We start from the raw sequence: 23,808 nt of genomic DNA on the forward strand, positions 1-23,808 counted from the left end.
GCCGACAGATCAAACACAAGGCAGCAGGCCAGTCGTAACGCGAGTCAGGCCACCGCCCGAGACGGCACCCGACCATCCTCACAGTCATACCGGGTAGCGACGGCACGGTGCTGGCGCAGCTTGTTGACGCAGCGCTCGACGGTGTTGCGTTCTTTGTAGGCATCGCGGTCAAAGACCGGTGGCCGTCCGCCTTTGGAGCCGCGGTTGACGCGGTGGGCGGCCTGGTCCTTCTTGACCGGGATAACGGCCTTGATGCCGCGTCGCCGCAGGTAGCGGCGGTTGGTTCGGGAGGAATAGGCCTTGTCGGCCAAGGCGCGGGCTGGCTTCTTGCGTGGACGGCCCACGCCTCGTCGTGGGATGCGGATGGACTCCATGAGCGGGATGAACTTGGGACAGTCGGCGTGCTGGCCGGGCGAGGTGAGCCGGGCGATCGGACGGCACCGCCGGTCGGCGACCAGGTGGATCTTCGTGGTCAGGCCGCCCCGGGACCGTCCAAGCGCTTCACGACCACCTTTCGTCACCCGCTCGTGATCTTTACCGGCCCCTTTTGAGCGATGTCGACGGCCGGGGCATGCCGCGCCCCATGCACGTTCTGCGCCGGCAACAGCGGCGCCAGCCGCGCCCACTCCTCATCCGTCAGATCATGACGCTTCAGACGTTCATTACCCACACAGATGATCTACATCAAACTGCCAACAAAGATCACGGGACACGCCCTAGTTCACCGGCCGGCTAGCCTGCCGAGCCCGCCGCCGGTGTGCCCAGCCAGGCGTCGACGTCCGCCAGCAGCCGCCGCCGCGTCCCCTCCGGGGCCGACGAACCGCGGATCGACTGACGGGCCAGCTCCGCCAGCTCCGCGTCGGTGAAGCCGTGCTCGGTGCGCGCCAGCTCGTACTGCCGCGCCAGCCGGGAGCCGAACAGCAGCGGGTCGTCGGCCCCCAGCGCGATCCGGGCGCCCGCCTCGAACAGCGTCCGCACCGGGACCCGCGCCGCCGTCGGCGCGACGCCCAGGCTCACGTTCGACGCCGGGCACACCTCCAGCGTCACGCCCCGCTCCACGACCCGCTCCAGCAGCCGCGGATCCTCCACCGCCCGCACCCCGTGCCCGATCCGGTCGGCCTCCAGGTTGTCCAGGCACTCCCGGACGCTCGCCGGACCCAGCAGCTCGCCCCCGTGCGGCACCGACAGCAGCCCGCCCCGCCTGGCGATCCGGAACGCGCCCTCGAAGTCGTAGGCGCGGCCCCGGCGCTCGTCGTTGGACAGCCCGAACCCCACCACGCCCCGGCCCGCGTACCGCACCGCCAGCCGCGCCAGGGTCTTGGCGTCCAGGGGGTGGCGGGTGCGGTTCGCGGCGACGACCACGCCGATGCCGACGCCGGTCGCCTCCTCCGCCGCGCGCGCGGCGTCCAGCACCAGCTCCACCGTCGGCGTCAGCCCGCCGAACCTCGACGCGTACCCGCTCGGGTCCACCTGGATCTCCAGCCAGCCCGACCCCTCGGCCGCCTCGTCCTCGGCGGTCTCGCGCAGCAGCCGCCGCATGTCCTCGGGGGTCTGGAGCACCGACCGCGCGATGTCGTACAGCCGCTGGAATCGGAACCAGCCCCGCTCGTCGGTCGCGCGCAGCCGGGGCGGCCAGTCCTCCACCAGCGCGTCCGGCAGGTGGACGCCGCGTTCCTTGGCCAGCTCCACCAGCGTCGAGTGCCGCATCGATCCGGTGAAGTGCAGGTGCAGGTGAGCCTTCGGCAACGCCGTCAGGTCGCGGCGCGCGGACGCGGACGGGGGAGCGGGCGCGGGCGAAGTGGTAGGGGCCTCCATGAGCCAATGTTGCCGGATGGCACGCCGTGTCGAACCCCCGGCTCACCAGGACCACCAGTCAGGACTATCCCGGATGGCACGCCATGGCCATGCCCGCCTGATCCGCCGCGACAAAAAGGATCATGGGCCGGAGAGCCCGGCCCATGATCCTTGGCGGGAACGCGCGCGCCCGGCGGGCTCAGCGCGCTTCGGACAGCAGCTTCCCGACGCGGGACACGCCCTCGACCAGGTCGTCGTCGCCCAGCGCGTAGGACAGGCGGAAGTAGCCCGGCGTGCCGAACGCCTCGCCCGGCACCAGCGCCACCTCGGCCTCCTCCAGGATCAGCGCGGCCAGCTCCACCGAGCTCTCCGGCCGCCGGCCCCGGATCTCCTTGCCGACCAGCTCCCGGACCGAGGGGTAGGCGTAGAACGCGCCCTCCGGCTCGGGGCACATCACGCCCGGGATCTCGTTCAGCATCCGCACCATCGTCCGGCGGCGCCGGTCGAACGCCGTGCGCATCTCCGCCACCGCCGACAGGTCGCCGGTCACCGCCGCCAGCGCCGCGGCCTGGGAGACGTTCGCCACGTTGGAGGTCGCGTGCGACTGGAGGTTGGCGGCGGCCTTCACCACGTCCTGCGGGCCCACCAGCCAGCCCACCCGCCAGCCGGTCATCGCGTAGGTCTTGGCGACGCCGTTGAGCACCAGCGTGCGGTCGGCCAGCTCCGGCACGACCACCGGCATCGAGTGGAACCCGGCGTCCCCGTACACCAGGTGCTCGTAGATCTCGTCGGTGACGACCCACAGGCCGTGCTCGGCGGCCCAGCGGCCGATCGCCTCGATCTCGTCCCGCGCGTACACCGCGCCGGTCGGGTTCGACGGCGACACGAACAGCAGCACCTTGGTGCGCTCGGTCCGCGCGGCCTCCAGCCGCTCCACGTCCACCCGGTAGCCGGTGGTCTCGTCGGCGACCACGGGCACCGGAACGCCGCCCGCCAGCTTGATGGACTCGGGGTAGGTGGTCCAGTACGGGGTGGGCATGATCACTTCGTCGCCCGGGTCGAGCAGCGCCGCGAACGCCTCGTACACCGCCTGCTTGCCGCCGTTGGTGATCAGCACCTGGGACGCCTCGACCCGCAGGCCGGAGTCCCGCAGCGTCTTGTCGGCCACCGCCTGGCGCAGCTCCGGCAGCCCCCCGGCGGGCGTGTACTTGTGGAACCGCGGGTTGCGCGCGGCCTCGATCGCGGCCTCGACGATGTAGTCCGGGGTCGGGAAGTCGGGCTCGCCCGCGCCGAACCCGATGACCGGACGGCCCGCCGCCTTCAGCGCCTTGGCCTTGGCGTCGACGGCCAGGGTGGCGGACTCGGAGATCGCGGCGATGCGCTTGGAGAGACGAGGACGGTCGATGCTCATGCCCCCATGGTTCCAGACCTCGCGCGGCGGCACCGGCGCTATTCGACGGAACCGGGAACCGGGTGTTCCGCCGCAGCTCGGAGGCCGTGTCGGCGGGCGTGCCGGGGGAGCGTTCCGGGGCCGGCGGACGGTGGCCGGAAGCGGCGTGGAGCCCGTCCGGTTCGACGCGGGGCCCATCATCGACGTAGACTCACCCTCCTAGTGACGTGTCACCGCATACGGTCCGGTCCACCCAGGCCGTAAGCTGTGACCGATCACGACTCCGATCCCTTAGGATCTGGGGTGCGGGACAGTCCCCCTGGGGGATGTAGGGCAGTGGCTCAATTGGTAGAGCTCCGGTCTCCAAAACCGGCGGTTGGGGGTTCGAGTCCCTCCTGCCCTGCGAGGTGCGGTGCACGTGCGGCCGTGCTGCTGCGCGCGTGTCGCGCGGGCACGGCATCGCGCGACGACCACGATGTGGTTGAACACGACCTATGAGGTGAACGGCGGCACAATGGCGACTGATACGCACGGCGAGTCCGTGGCCAAGGGCGACGAGAAGGGCAAGTCCGCCTCCAAGCGGACCTCTCCGGCGCTCTTCGTGCGCCAGATCATCGCCGAGCTGCGCAAGGTCATCTGGCCCACCCGCTCGGAACTGGTCACCTACACCACCGTCTCGCTGGTGTTCGTGGCGATCATGATCGCTCTCGTGTCGGGTCTGGACTGGGTCCTGCAGAAGGGCGTTTTCTGGCTCTTCACCTGAGCCGAACGTCCTGACCGGGGAATACTCCCGTCGTGGAGTGCCGTTCCGGTCCTCGGGCCGCCACGCGGCCCGGGCCGCCCCGAACCTCCACTCACGCCAGACGTATCCGAGAGAAAGAGTCAGTCACCGTGTCCGACGAGCCCACCCAGCCCCACGACGAGGCCGCCGACGAGGCCGTGCCTGCTGCGGCTGCTGCGGACGAGGCCGCCGACGAGGCGACCGGCGCGGCTGACGCCGAGCTCGCGGAGACCGGCGAGGCCGACGCGGCCGACGCCGACGCGGACCAGACCGGGGACGAGGACGAGGAGGAGGCGGCCGACGAGCCCGCCGACGAGCCCGTCATCGACCCGCTGCTGGAGTTCAAGAACGAGCTGCGGTTCCTGCCAGGCGAGTGGTACGTCGTGCACTCCTACGCGGGGTACGAGAACCGGGTCAAGACCAACATCGAGACCCGGACCCAGACCCTGAACATGGAGGACTACATCTTCCAGATCGAGGTCCCCCAGCACGAGGTGACCGAGATCAAGGGCGGCAAGCGCCAGAAGGTCAACGAGAAGGTCCTGCCGGGCTACATCCTGGTCCGCATGGAGCTGACCGACGAGTCCTGGGCCGCCGTCCGCAACACCCCCGGTGTCACCGGCTTCGTCGGCCTGTCCAACAAGCCGTCGCCGCTGAGCCTGGACGAGGTCGCCAAGCTGCTGGCCCCCGCCCCCGAGGAGGGCGCGGCCAAGAGCACCGAGAAGACCCAGGCCAAGGCCACCCCCACCGTCGACTTCGAGGTCGGCGAGTCGGTCACCGTCATGGACGGCCCGTTCGCCACCCTCCCCGCCACGGTCAACGAGATCAACATCGAGCAGCAGAAGCTCAAGGTGCTCGTGTCGATCTTCGGCCGCGAGACCCCGGTCGAGCTGAGCTTCAACCAGGTCTCCAAGATCTGACGCCGCGCCCGGACCATCCGGGCGCGCCGCGTATCCTGGAGAGGTCGCCCCCGCCGAGTGCGGGGGCTTCCCCACGTCTTCCCCGTGTTCGATCACGGGGGCCATCAGGATCCTGACACCCGGGTTTTCGTTCCCGCCGGGGTGTTGCCCGCCGGGCGGGAGTAGGGATCACACGTCAGGGAACGACGAGGAGGGCTCATGCCTCCGAAGAGAAAGATCTCGGCCATCGTCAAGGTCCAGCTGCAGGCGGGCCAGGCCACCCCGGCGCCGCCCGTCGGTACCGCGCTCGGTCCGCACGGTGTCAACATCATGGACTTCTGCAAGCAGTACAACGCCGCCACGGAGTCCCAGCGCGGCAACGTGATCCCGGTCGAGATCACGATCTACGAGGACCGCTCGTTCACCTTCGTCACCAAGACCCCGCCGGCGCCGAAGCTGATCCTGAAGGCCGCGGGCGTGGAGAAGGGCTCGGGCGAGCCGCACAAGACCAAGGTCGGCTCGATCACCGCGGACCAGGTCCGTGAGATCGCCCAGACCAAGATGCCCGACCTCAACGCCAAGGACCTGGCCGCCGCCGAGAAGATCATCGCCGGCACCGCCCGTTCCATGGGCATCGAGGTCAAGTAACACCCTTCCGCGCGGGTTCGCGCGGATGTCGTGGGAGGGCCGGGCGCGACGGCGTCCGGCCCGCACACACCACCAAGGAGTAGAGATGCAGCGCAGCAAGGCTTACCGTTCCGCGGCCGAGAAGATCGACCGCGAGCGGCTGTACACCCCGGTCGAGGCGGTCAGGCTGGCCAAGGAGACCGCGGTCACCAAGTTCGACGCGACCGTCGAGGTCGCCCTGCGGCTGGGCGTGGACCCGCGCAAGGCCGACCAGATGGTGCGCGGCACCGTGAACCTGCCGCACGGCACCGGTAAGACCGCCCGCGTGCTGGTGTTCGCCGGTGGCGCGAAGGCCGACGAGGCCCGCGCGGCCGGTGCCGACCTGGTCGGCTCCGACGACATGATCGAGAAGATCCAGGGCGGTTTCCTGGACTTCGACGCGGTCGTCGCGACCCCGGACCAGATGGGCAAGGTCGGCCGGCTGGGCCGGGTGCTCGGTCCGCGTGGCCTGATGCCGAACCCGAAGACCGGCACCGTGACCATGGACGTGGCCAAGGCCGTGACCGACATCAAGGGCGGCAAGATCGAGTTCCGTGTCGACCGGCACGCGAACCTGCACTTCATCATCGGCAAGGCCTCGTTCGACGAGCGCCAGCTGGTGGAGAACTACGCCGCGGCGCTGGAGGAGATCCTGCGTCTGAAGCCGTCGGCCGCCAAGGGCCGGTACGTCAAGAAGGCCGCGATCACCACCTCCATGGGCCCGTCCGTCCCGGTGGACCCGAACGTGGTGCGCAACCTGACCGCCGAGCTCGACGAGACCGCCGCCTGAGTCTCGCGACGACGCGTCCGATCGCCTGAAGGGCGTCCCCGCCGAGCGGGGGCGCCCTTCAGGCGTTCCGGTTGACGTGGCGGTCCGGCCGGATGAGGCCAAAGGGCGTGCCGTTTCCTCTGGGGCGGCAGGAGCGGTTGGGGTTGAATTGACCGGGATCGTTGGCCGCTCCCGTTCGTCCGACCACGGAGGACCCGTTGGACCGTCGCACCGACCGGCTCATCGCGATCGTGTCCGTGGCCGCCGTGGTGGTGGTGCCGACCGTGGTCGTGACGCTGGTGAGCGCGGGGACCGCGGAGCCGAGGCAGCCGGGCGCGGGACCCGCTCCGGCGTCCCTGCCGCAGCTGCGGGCCGACGGTGAGGACCGGTCCGCGGCGGCGACCCCGCTGACGTCCCCGTCGGCGTCCTCACCGGCGGCCGGGAAGCCCTCGGGGAGGCCGAAGGCCACGCCGTCGCGCGGGGGGAAGCCGGACGGGAAGCCGTCCCCGCGGGTGCCGCGGGGCTACACGCAGGTGACCGACGTGAAGCTGTCGGGCGCGGCGAACGGCGACTACCGGCAGGCCACCGAGACCGCGCGGGTGACGCTGGTCCCGGCGTTCCGGATGGACGCGATCGGGACGCGCCGCACGATGGCGGGCGGGAAGCTGACCACGCTCACCCAGCGGGTCGTGATCAGCGGGCGTTCGATGCGGACGTTCGACGGGAGTTCCTGGACGAGCACGACGCTGGACGCCGCGACCTACGAGCGGCTGCGCACCGGCTCCGACCCGCGCGTGCTCACGCACCTGGTCCGTTCGGCGCCGGGGGGAACGCGGAGCGGTCCCGACCGGTTCGGGTCCGTCAGGTACACGGCGGGCACGCAGCTCGGCCTGGTGTACGGGCTGCTTCCGGCGGACCTGGTGGCCGAGGCGCGCAAGGTGCTGCCGGACGGCACGAACGTGTCGGTGAGCCTGTGGGCGGACGCCGGGCACCGGCCCTCGTTCGCGACGCTGGGCGCGTCCGCCCCGGCCGCCGCGCTGAACGGTTCGATGACCTTCCGCGACCACCGCTGATCGTTCCTCCCTTTTCCGGGTAGGCCGCAGGGCGTACTCGCGGGTCGGGCATTCGTACTCACGGGGGATGTGGCGGACCCCGCGCCCGTTGAGACTGGGATCACCAGAAGGGCGACAAGGGAGGCTCACAGATGAAGCGTCGATTCACCGTGGCGGCCGGCGGTACGGCGGTGGGCGCCGCGCTCCTCCTGTCCGGATGCACGGGCGACGGTGGCGGGACCGGCGAGGCCGTGAAGATGAGCGCCACCGAGGCGCTGGCCAAGACGTCGCAGAAGTCGGGGCAGGCCGACAGGTTCAAGGCGGACCTGACGGTGACGGACCGGGCGGACGGCGGCAGCCGCATCCGCGCGTCGGGGCAGTTCCAGTTGCGGCCGGCGCTGACGTTCAGCGCCCGGCTCGACGAGGTCAGCCGGGGCGGTTCGGCCGTTCCCGCGGCGCAGGGCCAGGCGATCTTCACGAACAACACGCTGTACGCCCGGGTGCCGCCGATGGTGGGCCAGGCGGTGGGCGCGACCAAGCCGTGGCTGAAGGTCGACGTGAACCAGGTGGCGCAGCAGACCGGGTTCGACGTCAAGAGCATGATCGACCAGATCCAGCGGGTCGATCCGGCCGAGCAGACGAAGATGTTCACCGCGTCCAAGGACGTCCGGCGGGTCGGTGCGGAGAGCGTCGACGGGGTGAGGACGACGCACTACGCCGGTTCGGTGACGGTCAAGGAGGCGCTGGCCAAGCTCGACCCGCAGGCGCGGGAGAAGACGAAGCGGTGGTTCAAGGGCGGCGAGGGCAACGAGAGGATCACCTTCGACCTGTGGACCGACGCCCAGAACCTGCCGCGCAAGCTGGTCTCCAAGGGGACCGGCAACGGTCACGGCGGCACGGTCGAGGTGCGGTACAGCGACTACGGCAAGGCGTTCAGCGTGAACCCGCCGCCCGCCGACCAGGTGGGGCAGCTGTCGCTGGAGCAGCTCTTCGGTGCTCGCCCGCGGAACTGACCGTCGGACATCGGTGGCGAAAAGCGTCGAATCTTATTTATCGGGACGGATGAACCCGTAGGGTCTCCCGTGCGTCGGATTCCACGTGCGTCCCCGCCGTCGCGGCGGGGACGCGCGCACGACATCGCACCGAAGGAGATCCCCTGATGATTCGTCGCTTCGCCGCGGGTACGGCGGTCGCCACCGGCCTCACCCTCGCGCTGACCGGCTGCCTGGGAGAGGCCAAGAACACCGCGGGCGAGGCCGGCGAGAACATCCGCCTCACCGCCGCGCAGGTCCTGGGCAAGACCGCCGACAAGACCGCCCAGACCGACACCTTCAAGGCCGAGGTGACGGTGGACGGCAAGCTCACCCAGGGCTCGATGAACATGAAGATGACCATGGAGACGCGGCTGCGTCCCGAGGTCGCCATGCGGATGGTCACCGCTCCGACCAGCGTGGCGGGCCAGACCGTGCCCGGCATGGAGATGCGCCTGGTCGGCGACGCCATGTACATGAAGATGCCGCAGATGGCCGCGCGGAACGGCGGCAAGCCGTGGGCCCGCATCAGCCTCGACGCCGTGGGCCAGGCCGCGGGCGGGGTCAACTACCGCCAGCTCCTGGACCAGGCCAAGCAGCAGAGCCCGGCCGACCAGGTGAAGATGTTCACCACCTCCAAGGACGTCCAGCAGGTCGGCGCCGAGACGGTCGACGGGGTGAGGACGACCCACTACAAGGGCACCTTCAACCCGCAGGAGGCCCTGACCAAGCTCGACCCGCAGAGCCGCCAGGCGATGGAGCGGACCTACGCCCAGCTCGGCACGACCGCCATCCCGTTCGACCTGTGGGTGGGCGACGACTCGCTGCCGCGCAAGATGACCATGTCGATGCAGACCGCGATGGGCACCATGAGCACCACCGCCCTGTACCGCGACTACGGCAAGCCGATCCAGGTGGCCGTCCCGCCCGCGAGCGAGGTCGGCGACATGAAGATGCCGAGCCTCGGCAACTGACCCCACGGGCCCGCACGACGGGACCGCGCCCCGCGCCGGGGCGCGGTCCCGTCGCCGTTTTGCGGGGGAGCGTTTCATCGCATACGCTGTGGACTGCCGAAGACCGCCGGTCGCCGTTCGCATGGACGGCCGAAGGACCCGAATCCGTTCGGGCGGCCCGCGTAGGTGAGACGAGAGCTTCCCGCATGGCCTCCTGGTCGTGCTCGACGCCCCGTGCGCCTACGCCGGGGCGTTCGTTGTTTTTCACAGGCTTTCGCCCCGGCGGCTTCCACCCCAGGTAATCGGAAGGAGGCCACATGGCTAAGGCCGACAAGGCCACGGCGATCGCCGAGCTCAAGAGTGAATTCGAGAGCTCCAACGGCGCCGTGCTGACCGAGTACCGCGGGCTCACGGTCGCTCAGCTCAAGGAGCTGCGCACCAACCTCGGCGAGAACGCGCGTTTCTCCGTGGTGAAGAACACGCTGACCAAGATCGCGGCCAACGACGCCGGGATCGACGAGCAGTTCCAGAACCTGCTCGAGGGCCCCTCGGCCATCGCGTTCGTCAAGGGCGACGTGGTCGAGACGGCCAAGGGTCTGCGTGACTTCGCCAAGGCGAACCCGCTGCTGGTGATCAAGGGCGGCTTCGTCGACGGCAAGTCGATGGACGCCACCGAGATCACCAAGCTCGCAGACCTGGAGTCTCGCGAGGTCCTCCTCGCGAAGATGGCCGGTGCGATGAAGGGCTCGATGGCCAACGCCGCCGCGCTGTTCAACGCCCTGCCGACCCAGACGGCTCGGCTTGCCGAGGCCCTGCGCGCCAAGCGCGAGGCCGAGGGCGAGACCGCCGAGGCTCCGGCCGCCGCCGACGGCGAAGCCGCCGAGGCTCCCGCCGCCGACGAGGCTGCCGCCGAGTAGTTCCGGCCCCGCCGGAATCCCTGATCCCGCGGTCTCCCTGAGACCGAACGTTAAAAGCCAGGAGGAACCATCATGGCGAAGCTCAGCACCGACGAGCTGCTCGACGCTTTCAAGGAGATGACCCTTCTCGAGCTCTCCGAGTTCGTGAAGCAGTTCGAGGAGACCTTCGACGTCCAGGCCGCCGCTCCGGTCGCCATGGCCGCTCCGGGCGCTGCCGCCCCGGGCGCCCCGGCCGCCGAGGTCGAGGAGAAGGACGAGTTCGACGTCATCCTCGAGGCCGCCGGCGACAAGAAGATCCAGGTCATCAAGGAGGTCCGTGGCCTGACCTCCCTGGGCCTCAAGGAGGCCAAGGACCTGGTCGACAACGCGCCGAAGCCGCTGCTGGAGAAGGTCAACAAGGAGACCGCCGACAAGGCCAAGGAGGCCCTGGAGAAGGCCGGCGCCACCGTTTCCGTCAAGTAAGGCGTCTCCCCACGCGTGTGGGGATGGCCTGACGGAGCCGCAGCGCTCTTCTCCGGAGTCGTCGGTGACCCGCTCGCGGGTCCCAGCGCTCTTCTGACGAAGGCGGTCGTCCCACCGTTCACCGGTGGGGCGGCCGCCTTCGCGCGTTCCCGGGGTTTTCGCACAGCGGAGAACTGTCCCGAAGTGACAAGGGGCCGCCGTCGGCACTGTGCGCGAGGCGCTTGTGCGTCGCCTGGAGGCGGCGTAGCGTCCCCGATGTCCCATTGGACTCTCTGGCAACAAGGGCGGCGTCCGGTCCCGGCCGGAGCCCCAACCCCGGCTTGTAGTGCGGGTTCGCCCGTCAGTAGTCTCACGGGTGTCGTAAGTAACGATTGTCTTACAACGTCGCATTTCGTCGCCGAAAGTTGGCCCTTCCTCTTCCCTTTCTTGACGAGGCCGCTACGGTAGTGGCACCCGCCACAGCTACCGGCCGGTAGCAACCGACCGGTGGCGAGACGTGACGACAACTTCCAGGCGACCGGCTCGCCCCCCGGGCCGTCGCGCCGCACAACTACTCGCCTCATTGGTTCCGGATTCCCCGGCCTGGACGAAAGGTGACGAGTGGGCGTCGAGATCAGAGTCGAGGGCCTGACCAAGTCCTTCGGCCGCCAGGTGATCTGGCAGGACGTGTCGCTGAGCATCCCCGCAGGGGAGATCTCCGTGCTGCTCGGCCCGTCGGGCACGGGCAAGTCGGTCTTCCTGAAGACGCTGGTCGGCCTCCTCAAGCCCGACCGCGGTCACATCTGGATCGGTGACCGGGACCTGCCGTACCTGCCGGAGCACCAGCTCTACGAGACCCGCAAGCTGTTCGGGGTGCTCTTCCAGGACGGCGCGCTGTTCGGGTCGATGAACCTGTTCGACAACATCGCCTTCCCGCTGCGCGAGCACACCCGCAAGAGCGAGGCCGAGGTCAAGCGGATCGTGCTGGAGAAGATGGACCTGGTCGGCCTCATCGGGGCCGAGCACAAGCTCCCCGGTGAGATCTCCGGCGGTATGAAGAAGCGCGCCGGGCTGGCCCGCGCGCTGGTGCTGGACCCCGAGATCCTGCTGGTCGACGAGCCGGACTCCGGTCTGGACCCGGTCCGCACCGCGTTCCTGAACCAGGTGTTCATCGACCTGAACGCCCAGCTCGACTGCACCTTCCTCATCGTCACCCACGACATCAACACCGCCCGGACGGTGCCCGACAACATCGGGCTGCTGTACCAGCGGCACCTGGCGATGTTCGGGCCGCGCGAGATGCTGCTGTCCAGCGAGGAGCCGGTCGTGCGGCAGTTCCTCAACGCCAGCAAGGTCGGCCCCATCGGCATGTCCGAGGAGAAGGACGCCTCCGAGCTGGAGGCCGAGGCCCGGATGGGGCTGGACTCGGGCAAGCTGCCGCCGATCGCGCCGCAGCAGATGCCCAGCAACGGCCTGCTGCGCCGCGGCCAGCACGCCCCCGGCGCGTGGTGCGCCGCGCACGGCGTGACGCCGCCGCCCGGGTCGTTCGTCGACGAGCTGGGCCGCAACTGGGTGGAGGAGTGGCCGCGTTACGTCGCCTCGTTCGGGCAGAACGCGGCCGCTCAGGGCGGCGGGCACGTCCCGCTGGGCAAGGGTCCGGGGGCACAGCACTGATGACTACTCCTGGTATCGGCGCGGACCAGGAGGGCAGGAAGAAGGGCGGCGGTTCGTCCGCCGCCCTCCGCAGGTTCTCCGACGGCGCGACGAACGTGGCCATCAAGGAACCGGGGCGGTTCTTCGCCCTGTGCCTGGACACGTTCCGGGCGATGTTCCAGCGGCCGTTCCAGTGGCGCGAGTTCATCCAGCAGTCGTGGTTCATCGTCAGCGTGACGGTGGTGCCGACGATGCTGGTCGCGATCCCGTTCGGCGGCATCCTGTCGCTCCAGGTCGGCGGGCTGATCCGGCAGCTGGGCGCGCAGTCGTTCACCGGCGCGACCGCCGTGGTCGCGATCGTCCGGGAGGCCAGCCCGCTGGTGACGTCGCTGCTGGTGGCGGGCGCGGCGGGCTCGGCGATGTGCGCCGACATCGGCTCCCGCAAGATCCGCGAGGAGATCGACGCGATGGAGGTGCTGGGCATCAACCCCCTGCACCGCCTGGTCGTGCCGCGCATGCTGGCGTGCGCGTTCATCGCGCTGTTCCTCAACGGCCTGGTGTCGGTGGTCGGCCTGATCGGCGGCTACGTCTTCAACGTCGTGCTCCAGGACGGCACGCCGGGCGCGTACCTGGCGTCGTTCAACGCGATCGCGCAGCTCCCCGACCTGCTCCAGGCGGAGATCAAGGCGTTCGTGTTCGGCATCACCGCCGGGCTGGTGGCGGCCTACAAGGGCCTGAACGCCAAGGGCGGTCCCAAGGGCGTGGGTGACGCGGTGAACCAGACGGTGGTCATCACGTTCATGCTGCTCTTCCTGGAGAACTTCATCATCTCCGCGCTGTACTTCCAGTTCGTTCCGTCGAAGGGCATGTGATGGCGGCCTCAGGAACCTCGAGGCGGCCGTTCCTCCGGTGGCTGAACGCCCCCCTGCAACGGCTCGACGACTTCGGGCACCAGCTGTCGTTCTACGTGCGGGCGTTCGCCTGGACGCTGCGGGTGCTGCGCCGCTACCGCACCGAGGTGCTGCGGCTGCTGGCCGAGGTGTCGCTGGGCACCGGCGGCCTGGCGGTGATCGGCGGCTCGGTGGTGATCGTCGGCTTCATGACGTTCTTCACCGGCTCGCAGGTCGGCCTCCAGGGCTACAACTCGCTGAACCAGATCGGCACCGCGGCCTTCACCGGCTTCGTGGCCTCCTACTTCAACACGCGGGAGATCGCGCCGCTGGTGTCGGCGCTGGCGCTGTCGGCGACGGTCGGCTGCGGCTTCACCGCCCAGCTCGGCGCGATGCGGATCTCCGACGAGATCGACGCGCTGGAGGTCATGGCGGTCCCGTCGATGCCGTTCCTGGTCACGACCCGGATGCTCGCCGGGATGATCGCGGTGGTGCCGCTGTACATCGTGGGCCTGCTGGCCTCCTACGGCGCGACCCGCGTGGTGGTCACGGTGTTCTACGGCCAGTCGACCGGCACCTACGACCACTACTTCCATCTGTTCCTGCCACCGAACGACATCCTCTGGTCGTTCGGCAAAGTGATCGTTTTCGCGCTCCTGGTGATGCTGATCCACTGCTACTACGGCTACCACGCCAGCGGCGGCCCGGCGGGCGTCGGCGTGGCCGTGGGCCGCGCGGTCCGCACCAGCATCGTGGTGATCAACGTGACCGACCTGATGCTCGGCATGGCGATCTGGGGCGCGACCACGACCGTCCGGATCGCGGGGTGACGCGGCGATGAGTGCTCCTGCCCACACGCCCAAGGCCGAACTGGTCAAGTACCGGCTGCTCGGCCTGTCGATGGTGCTGGTCGTCGCGCTGGCGCTGGCGCTGACGGTCGCGCTGTTCAACAAGGCCCTCACCCCCGTGACCAAGGTGCGGGTCGAGGCGCAGCGCGCCGGGCTCCAGCTGCTGCCGCGGTCGGACGTGAAGGTCCGCGGCCTGATCGTCGGTGAGGTCCGCTCCACCACCGCCACCCCGGACGGGGCGGTCCTGGAGCTGGCGCTGGACCCCGACAAGGCCAAGATGATCCCGAACAACGTGCAGGCGCGGCTGCTGCCCAAGACGCTGTTCGGCGAGAAGTACGTCGATCTGGCGATCCCCGAGCAGCCCGGTCCGCTGGGGCTGCGCCGGGGCCAGGTCATCCGGCAGGACGTGTCGCAGTCGGCGATCGAAATCGACCGGGTGCTCAACAACCTGCTTCCGCTGTTGCAGGCGGTGCGTCCCGAGAAGCTGAACGCCACCCTCAACGCCATCGCGACCGCGTTGCAGGGCCGCGGCGACCAGATCGGCCGCAACCTGGAGCGGACCGACGCGCTGCTGAAGAAGATCAACCCTGAGCTGCCGACGCTGGTCCACGACCTGAAGGGCCTGGCGGACGTCTCCGACATCTACGCCGACGCCGCCCCGGACCTGCTGCAGACGCTGCGCAACCTCAACGTCACCAGCGACACGATCGTGCAGAAGCGCCGGACCATCGAGGACATCATCCCGATGGTCACCGGGTTCGCCAACGACACCGACCGGTTCATGCGGGAGAACGGCCCGCGGATCATCGGGGTGAACATCGCCACCCGGGGCACGCTCGCGATCGTCGCCGAGTACGCGCCGTCCCTGCCCTGCGTGTTCCAGGGGCTGGAGCGGATCAGGCCCGAGGCCGAGCGGGTCGCGGGCGGCAACGGCAGCGCGACGTTCAACCTCACCATCGAGATCGTCAAGCCGCGGCCGGCGTACAAGTACCCGCTCGACCTGCCCGAGGCCAAGGACAAGCGCGGGCCGCGCTGCTACAACCTGCCCAACCCGCGCGTGCCGTTCCCCGACTACCTGGCCCGCGACGGGACAGAGGACGACCTGTGGTGGAAGAACCCCCACGACCCCAACGAGCCCATCCCGCACCCGACGTCTGAGGACCGGCAGGCCGGCCGCTACGACCAGCGGCGGACGCAGAGCCGCCAGCCCCAGCAGCCGCAGCAGCAGCCGCAGGGCCAGACCCGAGGCCGCGCGATGTCCGGTGTCTTCATCGACCCGGGCACGGAGATGAGCGCGCAGGACCAGATCAAGAACGTGGTGGGGCCGCTCACCCGCACCCCGGCCGACGAGGTGTCCGACCTCGCGACGCTGCTGTTCGGCCCGGTGCTGCAGGGAACGGTGGTGACGATCAAGTGAAGACCACGAGCGCCGCGATCAAGCTGCTCGTCTTCGTCGTGCTGACCTCGCTGGCGACCGGCGTGCTGGCGATGACCATCGCCAACATGCGGTTCACCGACGCCCGCCAGTACCGGGCGATGTTCACCGACGTCGCCGGGCTGCTGGAGAAGGACGACGTGCGGGTGGCGGGCGTGCGGGTCGGCCAGGTCGAGAAGATCGAGCTGGCGAAGGACCAGCACCACGCCCGGGTCACGTTCAGCGTCAACAAGGAGGGCGTGTTCCAGGCGGGCCTGCCCACCTCCACCCAGATCCAGGTCCGCTACCGGAACCTGATGGGCCAGCGCTACCTGGCGCTGACCCAGGGGCCCGGCACCGCCGACCTGCTGCGCGAGGGCCAGACCATCCCGGTCACCCAGACCCGGCCCGCCCTCGACCTGACCGTGCTGTTCAACGGGTTCCGCCCGCTGTTCCGCGCGCTGGAGCCCGACGACGTCAACAAGCTGGCGTTCCAGATCGTGCAGACCCTCCAGGGCGAGGCCGGCACGGTCAACAGCCTGCTGACGCACGTGGCGTCGCTGACCAACACCCTCGCCGACCGGGACCGGGTCATCGGCCAGGTGATCGACAACCTCAACTCGGTGCTGGGCACCATCGACGCCCGGCACGACGAGGTCAACCGGCTGATCACCAACCTGCGGCAGTTCGTGTCCGGGGTCGCCGACGACCGCGAGGCGATCTTCGACTCGGTGGCGGCGATCAACGATCTGGAGGCCACCACCGCCGACCTGCTGGAGGACGGCCGGCCGCTCATCCAGCGCGACATCGCGCGGCTGCGCACCCTGGCCACCACCCTGGACCGCAACCGGAACTCGGTGGACCTCGCGCTGCGCCGCACCCCGGGCCGCATGGAGAAGCTGGTCAACATCTCCTCCTACGGCTCCTGGTTCAACATGTACATCTGCGGTCTCGACGCCCGCGTGCGGCTGCCCGGCGGCCCCATGTACCAGACGCCGCGCATCGTGAACGAGAACGCGAGGTGCAAGTAGATGAGGATCCCCTTCCGGGAACGCAATCCGGTCCCCATCGCCCTCACCGCGTTCGCGGTCATCATCGTGGCGCTGGCGGTCTCGATGAACCTGGGCAACCTTCCGTTCCTCACCGGCGACGTCACCCACACCGCGTCGTTCGCCGAGGCCGCCGGCCTCAAGCCGGGCGAGGAGGTCCGCATCGCCGGGGTGAAGGTCGGCAAGGTCAAGAAGCTGGAGCTGGACGGCCCCAAGGTCAAGGTGACCTTCGCCGTCAACGACGAGGTGCGGCTGGGCGAGCTGACCCGCGCCGAAATCAAGATCAAGACGGTGCTGGGCGCGCACTACCTGGCGCTGGACCCGCGCGGCGGCGGGAAGCTGGGCAAGCCGATCCCGCTGGAGCGGACCACCACCCCGTTCGAGGTGGTCCCGGCGATCAGCGAGCTCAGCCAGCGGGTCAGCAGGATCGACTACAAGCAGGTGGCCAAGTCCTTCGACGTGCTGTCGGAGACCTTCCAGAACTCGCCGGACGAGATCCGCGCGTCGCTGAAGGGCCTGCGGCGGCTGTCGGAGACGATCGCCTCCCGCGACGAGGAGCTGCACCAGCTCGCCGGGCGCGCCAAGGACGTGTCCCAGCTGCTGGCCGACCGCAACCAGGACTTCACCCGGCTGATCGACGACGGGGACAGGGTGCTGCGGGCCGTGCAGGCCCGCCGCGCCGTGATCCACCAGCTGCTGATCAACACGGTGCGGCTGTCCCAGCAGGTCAACGCGCTGATCCGGGAGAACGAGGGGCAGCTGCGGCCGATGCTCCAGCAGCTGCAGAAGGTCAACCAGGTACTGCTGCGCAACCAGCAGAACCTGGACCGCACGCTGGAGCTGTTCGCCCCCTACGTGCGGCAGTTCACCGACGTCACCGGCACCGGCCGCTGGTTCGACAGCTACATCCAGAACCTCCTCCCGATCCCCGCCTCGATCGAGAACGTGCCGCAGCCCGGCAACGGCTCGGGCCAGCGCGGACCGAAGGGGCAGGGCCAGCAGGAAGGCCAGCAGGGAGGCCAGCAGGGCCGTTCCGGAAACGACAAGAACAACCCGTTGCCGTTCCTTCCGTGATCGTGAGCAGGTAGGTCACCCGTGCGTAACTCAGCAACCATCCTCCGTCTCGGCGGGGCGCTGCTGGCGCTCGCCGTGCTGGCGGCCGCGCTGGTGCTGCTGCTCCGCGAACCCGAGCAGCGGCGCATGACGGCGTACTTCACCAAGACCGTCGGCCTCTACCCGGGCGCCGACGTGCGCATCCTGGGCATCAGCGTCGGCCGGGTCACCAGCGTCACCCCGGTCGGCGGCTCGGTGAAGGTCGAGCTGAAGTACGACGCCAAGTACAAGGTCCCGGCCGACGCCCAGGCCGTGATCGTCAACCAGACGCTGGTCGCCGACCGCTACATCCAGCTCACCCCCGCCTACAAGGGCGGCGCGGTGATGCCGGACCGGGCGACGCTGACCATCAACCGCACCGCGGTGCCGGTCGAGGTCGACGAGATCGGCTCCAGCCTCAACGACCTCAACAAGGCCCTCGGCCCGGACGGCGCCAACGCCCCCGGCGCCGACGGCCAGGGCTCGCTGTCGCGGCTGCTGTCGGTCGGCGCGCAGACCCTCGACGGGCAGGGCGAGGACATCCGCAGGACGATCCACGACACCTCCCGGATGCTGAGCACCCTCAGCGCCGACCGCGAGGACGTCGCCGAGACGATCGAGAACCTGCGGATCATCACCGGTGCGATGAAGGAGAACGACGCGCAGATCCGCCAGTTCACCGGCCACCTGAACCAGGTGTCGGGCCAGCTGGCGGGGGAGCGGGAGGAGCTGAGCGCCGCGCTCAACACCCTCGGCCCCACCCTGCGCAACGTGCAGCGCTTCATCAAGGGCAACCGGGACGAGCTGTCCACCAACGTCCGCCAGCTCGCGCAGATCACCGGCACGCTGGTGAAGCGCAAGGACGAGATCGCCGAGGTCCTGGAGGTCGGCCCGCTGGGCATCAACAACCTGGCCCGCGCCTACGACCCGATCTCCGGCACCATCCACAACCGCGCCAACCTGCGGCAGTTCCACGACCTGGCCGACTGGGTCTGCTCGCTGGCGTTCTCGGTCGGCACCCCCGCCAAGCAGTGCCTGGACTTCATGCGCCCCTACAACGGCATCGGCCAGGCGCTCACCGGCTTCAGCCTGGACCTGTCCTGGCTCACCGCGCTGACCACGCACTACGACCCGGTGCCGATCCCGCCGGACGCCTACGGGCCCGGTGAGAAGCGCCCCGGCGGCGGCGTGTCCGGCAACGACAAGCGCAACGGCGCGCCGCTCAAGCGGTCCACGCCCACGCGGTTCAGCGGCCAGCCGCGCGACGTCAGCGCCCTGTTCCCCGGAGGTGGCCGGTGAAGCGGCTCCCCAAGCGCACGCTGAGGCTCACGGCGACCGCGGTGGCCGGGCTGGTCGCGCTGACCGGCTGCGGGTTCCGCGGCGTGGACTCCATCCCGCTGCCCGGCGGCCCGGACCTCGGCGACGACCCGCAGACCGTCAGGGTCGAGTTCGCCAACGTGCTGGACCTGGTCCCGCAGTCGGTGGTCAAGCTCAACGACGTGTCGGTCGGCAAGGTCGACCGGGTCGAGCTGGCCGGCGGCGCCGACAAGGGCTGGCACGCCCTGGTCACCATCAAGATCCGCAAGGACGTGCGGCTGCCCGACAACGCGCACGCCACCATCGGCCAGACCAGCCTGCTGGGCGAGAAGTTCGTGGCGCTGTCCCAGCCGCCCAAGGGCGAGTCCCCGTCCGGGACGCTGAACACCGGCGACCTGATCCCGCTGGCCCGCACCACCCGCAGCACCGAGATCGAAGAGGTGCTGTCGGCGATGTCGCTGCTGCTCAACGGCGGCGGCATCGAGCAGGTCTCCACCATCACCCACGAGCTCCAGTCGGCGATGGGCGGCCGCGAGGCCACCATCAAGTCGGTGCTGAACCGGGTGAACACGTTCGTGGGGACGCTGGACCGCAACCGCGCGGCGATCACCCGGGCCCTGGACAGCATCGACCGGCTCACCGGCAAGCTCGCCGCCGAGCGCAAGACGATCACCGACACGATCGACCGGACCGGACCGGCCATCGAGGTCCTCAACCGCAACCGGGCCGACCTGACCCGGATGCTGGTGGCGCTGGACCGGCTGAGCCGCACCACCACCGGGGTGATCCGGCAGTCCCGCGCCGACCTGCTGGCCAACCTGGAGGACCTGGACGAGATCCTCAAGAACCTCAACAAGTCCGGCGACGCGCTGCCGCGCACGTTCGAGATGCTGATCAGCTGGCCGTTCCCGCCGACGTTCGACAACGTCGTCCGCGGCGACTACGGCAACGTCCGGCTGACCCTCGACCTGGACTTCGAGTCGATCGCCCGCAACCTGCTGGGCGGCACCGACCTGGAGGGCCTGGTCGGCGGCCAGCAGATGCGCTCCATGCTGAAGGTGCCGAACGTGCAGCTTCCGCAGACGCCGCTGGGCGTGCTGCCGCAGCTGCCGAACAGCGGCGGGCTGCCCGGACTGAACCCCGGCGGCCAGCCCGGCGTGCGGCCCGGCCAGAAACCCGGCCAGAACGGCCGGCAGCCCGGCCGGCAGACCGGGCAGCAGCCGGCCGACGGCAGGCCCCGCGCCCTCGGCGGCCCGCGTGACATCAACAGCCTGCTGACGGAGGGCCTCTCGTGATCCTCAAGCGCGGCGTCAAGATCCAGCTGATCGTGTTCGCCCTGATCACGGTCATCGGCGTGACGGTCGTGTCGGTGAACTACATCGGCATCGGCCGGGGGCTGCTCGGCCGCCAGTACACGGCCTACGTGGACCTGACCGACTCCGGCGGCGTGTTCACCAACGCCGAGGTCACCTACCGCGGCGTCGCCGTCGGCCGGGTCGGCCCGATCCAGCTCACCCGGGACGGCATCAAGGTCAAGCTGCTCCTGGAGAAGGGCCGGCGCATCCCCCGCGAGGGCACCGCCGCCGTCGTGGCGAACCGGTCGGCGGTCGGCGAGCAGTACATCGACCTCCAGCCGTCCCGGAACACCGGCCCCTACCTGGACCAGGGCGCGCCCTACACGATCCCGCGCCAGATGACCAGGCTGCCGGTGTCCACCGCCGAGCTGCTGCGCAACGTCGACCGCCTGGTCACCTCGGTCAACCCCAAGGACCTGGGCACGATCGTCGACGAGCTGGACAAGGCGTTCTCCGGGTCGGCCACCGACCTGCAGAAGATCCTGGACGACACCGACCGGCTGCTGGAGACCGCCGACCGGTCCTTCCCCGACACCAAGCAGCTGCTCGACAACAGCCGCACGGTGCTGGACACCCAGCGTTCGCAGGGCGCCAACATCCGCGGGTTCGCCCGCAACCTCAACGTCCTGACCGGCCAGCTCCGCCGGGACGACCCGGCGATCCGCGACGTCATCGACTCGACGCCCGGCGCGGTCAACCAGGCGAACGGCCTGGTCCGGGACCTGTCGCCGACCCTGCCGGTGCTGCTGGCCAACCTCACCACCACCGGGCAGGTCGTGTCCGCCCGCAAGGACGGCCTGCGGTCGCTGTTCATCCTGTACCCGGTGACCCTGGCGGGCGCGTTCACCGTCACCCCCGGCGACGGCACCCAGCACCTGGGCCTGGCGCTGAACATCGACTCCCCGCCGGTCTGCGAGAAGGGCTACGAGGGCGTCCAGAAGCGCTGGCCGCAGTTCACCGAGCGCAAGAAGCCCCTCCTGGACCGGGGCTGCACGCTTCCGAAAGACTCGCCGACGGCCGTCCGCGGCTCCCGGAACGCACCCCGGCAGGACATCGTGGGCCCGACCCCGCAGGTGCCGCCGGGCGCCACCGACGGCGCGGGCTTCCCCGAGGGCGGCGCGAACGGCGACAGCCGCGCGAAGCGCAAGGACTCGCAGGTCAAGGCCACCGACGCCAAGGGCGGCCAGAAGCCGGCCGAGCAGACCGAGCGGACTTCCGCCCAGCAGCAGGGCAACGGTTCTTTCCTCACCTTCCCTGCCAAAACCGTGGAACTCGCCGGGTACGATCCATCGACCGGTCTGGTCTACGGGCCCGATGGCAAGCGATACGTCATGCCGCGCAGCGCGGGCAACCGTCAGTTGGGAGATGAATCGTCGTGGAAGTGGCTGCTGCTGGGACCGCTGAGCCAGTGACCCGCGGCAGATGGTCGGCTCTCAACGTCACCCTGGTGGCGTTGACGGTCGTGCTGGTCGTGGCCGTCGCGGTGTTCGGCGTGCTGTTCTACCAGGACAAGGACCGCGCCGACCAGCGGGACAAGGCCGTCCAGTCCGCCCGCCAGATGGGCGTGAACCTGATGAGCGTCAGCCACAAGACGGCCCAGCGGGACCTCGACCGGATCGTGGCCGGCGCCACCGGGGAGCTGAAGAACCAGTTCAGCACCCAGTCCAAGAAGTTCCTGGACCAGGTGACCCAGGCGCAGGCCACCTCCACCGTCAGCCAGGTGGACGCCGCCTACGTCTCGGGCGACGACGACTCGGCCGAGGTGATGGTGTCCCTGAACGGCATGGTCACCAACCCCAAGGTGACCCAGGGGGTGCCGCGCCCCTACCGCTACCTGATGGACCTCACGCGCACCGATGACCGGTGGCTGGTGTCCAAGTTGGAGATGGTTCCGTGACGACCACCGAGGAGAAGGCCCGCAAGGCCGCCGAGCAGGCCGAACGCGCCGCCGAGGCCGCGCGGGCGGCCAAGGCCGCCGAGGAGGCCGCCGAGGCCGCCAAGGCCGCCGCCCGCAACGCCCTGAAGGCGGCCGAGCAGGCCGCCGCCGAGGCGGGCCTCATCGACGACGAGGAGCGGGACGAGCCCCCGGCCGCCGAGGTCGCCACGGAGAAGGCCGACGCGAAGAAGACCGCCGCGGAGAAGGCCGCGGAGAAGACCGAAGCGGACGAGGCCGAGGACTCCGCCGGCGACGGGACGGACGCGGTCGCCGAGGACGCGACGGTCGAGACGGCCGGGGAGCCCGCCCGGGACGCCGACGAGGAGCCCGCCGGGGCTCCGAAGGCCAAGAAGTCGGTCGGCCTCCGCAAGCGGCGCAGGACGGCTCCGGCGGACGCGGAGACCGGCGCCGAGGACGCCGCCGGGGCGGTTGAGGCCGAGGAGGGCGACGAAGCCGAGGAGGACGGCGAGGAGGCGGAGGCCGCGAAGGCCCCGCGCTCCCGGCGTCCCGGCTTCACCCTGCTGTCCGGCGTGCTGGTCGCCGTGATCGTCGCGCTGGTGGTGGGCGGGACGGTCCTGGGGCTGGAGTTCCGGGAGCAGAAGGCGGTCGAGAAGGCCCGCCAGCAGGCGGTCCTGGCCAGCAACCGGGCCGCGCAGGACCTGTCGTCGTACGACTACCGGACGCTCGACGGCGACTTCAAGGCGGCCACCGACCAGACCACCGGCAAGCTGCGCCAGCAGTACGACAAGCTCGCCCAGCAGCTCAAGACCCAGGCGGTCGCCCAGCAGGCCGTGGCCACCACCACCGTGATCAAGGTCGGCGTGGTCAGCGCGACCCCCGACAAGGTGGTCACCCTGGTCTACGCCAACCGCAGCACGGCGACCAAGGACGACAAGGAGAAGCGCCTGCCCGAGGCGCTCCGGATCCGGATGACCATGCAGAAGGCCGGCGACCGCTGGCTCGCCTCGGACCTCGTGGTGCTCTCCTGAGCCACCGGTGACCTCGTCGAACGGCCGTCCCTCCCGGACGGCCGTTCGTCGCTTCCGGACCCGGCCCGGAGGGCGCGGCGCGGGCCGCGATCCCCCTCCCCGTGGGGCGGTCCGGACCAGGAGGGACGCGGTTTAAACTATGGCCTTCCTCACTGCAGGTCAGAGCCCGGAAAGTCCAAGTCCGCTCTTGACTCGCGGGCCACGAGCAGCGATGCTCACAGGCAACTGTGATGCATACTGCGGACGTGGAGTTGCGAGCGGTGTGGGCGTCGGCTACACTGCCCCTTTGCGCTGCCCTCTGACTATCCTCGTGTGAGAGCAACCCTGCCTGGGCCCTTTTGTGGTCTTTTGTGTCAGTCTCGCACCTGGGTCGTCTGGCGTGCGTGTCGTCAGTTACGCCGCGAGCCCTCGGAAGGACCACTCTTGGCAGCCTCGCGCAACGCCTCGAATACCGCAACCGGTCCGAACCGCGTCTCCTTCGCGCGCATCAAGGAGCCGCTCGAAGTCCCGGACCTCCTTGCTCTGCAGACCAACTCTTTTGACTGGCTGCTGGGCAACGAGAGGTGGAAGGC

General features: G+C 69.9%; 23 protein-coding genes, 1 tRNA gene and 1 pseudogene. 21 read left to right on the plus strand and 4 right to left on the minus strand.

What is annotated here, in order from left to right; translation table 11 throughout:
• Positions 1 to 83: 83 nt before the first annotated feature.
• The 4 genes and pseudogenes from HNR61_RS46340 to HNR61_RS46355 form a co-directional block, all read right to left on the minus strand.
• Positions 84 to 521, minus strand: a pseudogene (locus tag HNR61_RS46340) (IS5 family transposase); the annotation flags it as partial.
• Positions 518 to 670 (minus strand): hypothetical protein, encoded by a 153-nt coding sequence (locus HNR61_RS48975; protein ID WP_182849534.1) that lies wholly within the window; start codon positions 668 to 670, stop codon positions 518 to 520. The pseudogene HNR61_RS46340 and the gene HNR61_RS48975, both read right to left, overlap by 4 nt.
• Positions 671 to 732: 62 nt before the next feature.
• Entirely contained in the window at positions 733 to 1,815 is a 1,083-nt protein-coding gene (locus tag HNR61_RS46350) for an adenosine deaminase (protein WP_182849535.1), read from the minus strand.
• Positions 1,816 to 1,993: 178 nt separating this feature from the next.
• A complete protein-coding gene (locus tag HNR61_RS46355; RefSeq protein ID WP_182849536.1) occupies positions 1,994 to 3,205 on the minus strand; it encodes a pyridoxal phosphate-dependent aminotransferase in 1,212 nt (403 codons plus the stop codon).
• Positions 3,206 to 3,514: 309 nt separating this feature from the next.
• Here HNR61_RS46355 and HNR61_RS46360 point away from each other — a divergent pair.
• The 21 genes from HNR61_RS46360 (at position 3,515) to HNR61_RS46460 (ending at position 23,236) form a co-directional block, all read left to right on the plus strand.
• A tRNA-Trp gene (locus HNR61_RS46360) sits at positions 3,515 to 3,587 on the plus strand.
• Positions 3,588 to 3,698: 111 nt separating this feature from the next.
• Positions 3,699 to 3,947: a preprotein translocase subunit SecE gene (gene secE, locus HNR61_RS46365; RefSeq protein WP_182849537.1), complete on the plus strand. Its 249-nt coding sequence runs from the start codon at positions 3,699 to 3,701 to the stop codon at positions 3,945 to 3,947.
• 128 nt (positions 3,948 to 4,075) lie between these two features.
• Positions 4,076 to 4,885 (plus strand): transcription termination/antitermination protein NusG, encoded by an 810-nt coding sequence (nusG, locus tag HNR61_RS46370; protein WP_182849538.1) that lies wholly within the window; start codon positions 4,076 to 4,078, stop codon positions 4,883 to 4,885.
• 198 nt (positions 4,886 to 5,083) lie between these two features.
• On the plus strand, positions 5,084 to 5,512 hold the full coding sequence (gene rplK / locus HNR61_RS46375; RefSeq protein ID WP_067812238.1) for a 50S ribosomal protein L11: 429 nt from the start codon (positions 5,084 to 5,086) through the stop codon (positions 5,510 to 5,512).
• Positions 5,513 to 5,597: 85 nt separating this feature from the next.
• On the plus strand, positions 5,598 to 6,320 hold the full coding sequence (rplA, locus tag HNR61_RS46380) for a 50S ribosomal protein L1 (RefSeq protein WP_182849539.1): 723 nt from the start codon (positions 5,598 to 5,600) through the stop codon (positions 6,318 to 6,320).
• 197 nt (positions 6,321 to 6,517) lie between these two features.
• Positions 6,518 to 7,372, plus strand: a complete 855-nt coding sequence (locus HNR61_RS46385) for a hypothetical protein (protein ID WP_182849540.1) — start codon at positions 6,518 to 6,520, stop codon at positions 7,370 to 7,372.
• A gap of 131 nt (positions 7,373 to 7,503) precedes the next feature.
• Positions 7,504 to 8,364 carry an SCO4651 family lipoprotein gene (locus HNR61_RS46390; protein WP_182849541.1) on the plus strand — a complete coding sequence of 287 codons (861 nt, stop codon included), beginning with the start codon at positions 7,504 to 7,506 and terminating at the stop codon, positions 8,362 to 8,364.
• Between the two features lie 146 nt (positions 8,365 to 8,510).
• Positions 8,511 to 9,356, plus strand: a complete 846-nt coding sequence (locus HNR61_RS46395) for an SCO4651 family lipoprotein (RefSeq protein ID WP_182849542.1) — start codon at positions 8,511 to 8,513, stop codon at positions 9,354 to 9,356.
• Positions 9,357 to 9,652: 296 nt separating this feature from the next.
• The gene (gene rplJ, locus HNR61_RS46400; RefSeq protein WP_182849543.1) at positions 9,653 to 10,252 is read left to right on the plus strand and encodes a 50S ribosomal protein L10; all 600 of its coding nucleotides are present in this window, start codon (positions 9,653 to 9,655) and stop codon (positions 10,250 to 10,252) included.
• A 72-nt stretch (positions 10,253 to 10,324) separates the two neighbouring features.
• The gene (gene rplL / locus HNR61_RS46405; protein WP_182849544.1) at positions 10,325 to 10,714 is read left to right on the plus strand and encodes a 50S ribosomal protein L7/L12; all 390 of its coding nucleotides are present in this window, start codon (positions 10,325 to 10,327) and stop codon (positions 10,712 to 10,714) included.
• Positions 10,715 to 11,314: 600 nt separating this feature from the next.
• Positions 11,315 to 12,367, plus strand: a complete 1,053-nt coding sequence (locus HNR61_RS46410) for an ABC transporter ATP-binding protein (protein ID WP_182849545.1) — start codon at positions 11,315 to 11,317, stop codon at positions 12,365 to 12,367.
• Entirely contained in the window at positions 12,367 to 13,218 is an 852-nt protein-coding gene (locus tag HNR61_RS46415; RefSeq protein WP_157419638.1) for an MlaE family ABC transporter permease, read from the plus strand. Before HNR61_RS46410 ends, HNR61_RS46415 begins: the two co-directional genes overlap by 1 nt.
• Complete coding sequence (locus tag HNR61_RS46420; protein WP_067812222.1) at positions 13,218 to 14,066, plus strand: MlaE family ABC transporter permease; 849 nt, start codon at positions 13,218 to 13,220, stop codon at positions 14,064 to 14,066. Before HNR61_RS46415 ends, HNR61_RS46420 begins: the two co-directional genes overlap by 1 nt.
• 7 nt (positions 14,067 to 14,073) lie before the next feature.
• Positions 14,074 to 15,501, plus strand: a complete 1,428-nt coding sequence (locus HNR61_RS46425; protein WP_182849546.1) for an MCE family protein — start codon at positions 14,074 to 14,076, stop codon at positions 15,499 to 15,501.
• Positions 15,498 to 16,529, plus strand: coding sequence for an MCE family protein (locus HNR61_RS46430; protein WP_067812219.1), 1,032 nt, complete (start codon positions 15,498 to 15,500; stop codon positions 16,527 to 16,529). Before HNR61_RS46425 ends, HNR61_RS46430 begins: the two co-directional genes overlap by 4 nt.
• Complete coding sequence (locus HNR61_RS46435) at positions 16,530 to 17,621, plus strand: MCE family protein (protein WP_182849547.1); 1,092 nt, start codon at positions 16,530 to 16,532, stop codon at positions 17,619 to 17,621.
• 21 nt (positions 17,622 to 17,642) lie between these two features.
• Positions 17,643 to 18,938 (plus strand): MCE family protein, encoded by a 1,296-nt coding sequence (locus tag HNR61_RS46440; RefSeq protein ID WP_312898427.1) that lies wholly within the window; start codon positions 17,643 to 17,645, stop codon positions 18,936 to 18,938.
• Positions 18,935 to 20,251, plus strand: coding sequence for an MCE family protein (locus HNR61_RS46445; protein ID WP_182849548.1), 1,317 nt, complete (start codon positions 18,935 to 18,937; stop codon positions 20,249 to 20,251). The genes HNR61_RS46440 and HNR61_RS46445 overlap by 4 nt, the downstream gene beginning before the upstream one ends.
• A complete protein-coding gene (locus tag HNR61_RS46450) occupies positions 20,248 to 21,723 on the plus strand; it encodes an MCE family protein (RefSeq protein ID WP_182849549.1) in 1,476 nt (491 codons plus the stop codon). Before HNR61_RS46445 ends, HNR61_RS46450 begins: the two co-directional genes overlap by 4 nt.
• Entirely contained in the window at positions 21,720 to 22,208 is a 489-nt protein-coding gene (locus tag HNR61_RS46455; RefSeq protein WP_083998837.1) for an Rv1363c family protein, read from the plus strand. Before HNR61_RS46450 ends, HNR61_RS46455 begins: the two co-directional genes overlap by 4 nt.
• The gene (locus HNR61_RS46460) at positions 22,205 to 23,236 is read left to right on the plus strand and encodes an Rv1363c family protein (protein ID WP_182849550.1); all 1,032 of its coding nucleotides are present in this window, start codon (positions 22,205 to 22,207) and stop codon (positions 23,234 to 23,236) included. Before HNR61_RS46455 ends, HNR61_RS46460 begins: the two co-directional genes overlap by 4 nt.
• Positions 23,237 to 23,808 lie beyond the last annotated feature (572 nt).

This window comes from Actinomadura kijaniata (assembly GCF_014138665.1).
GTDB lineage: Bacteria > Actinomycetota > Actinomycetes > Streptosporangiales > Streptosporangiaceae > Spirillospora > Spirillospora kijaniata.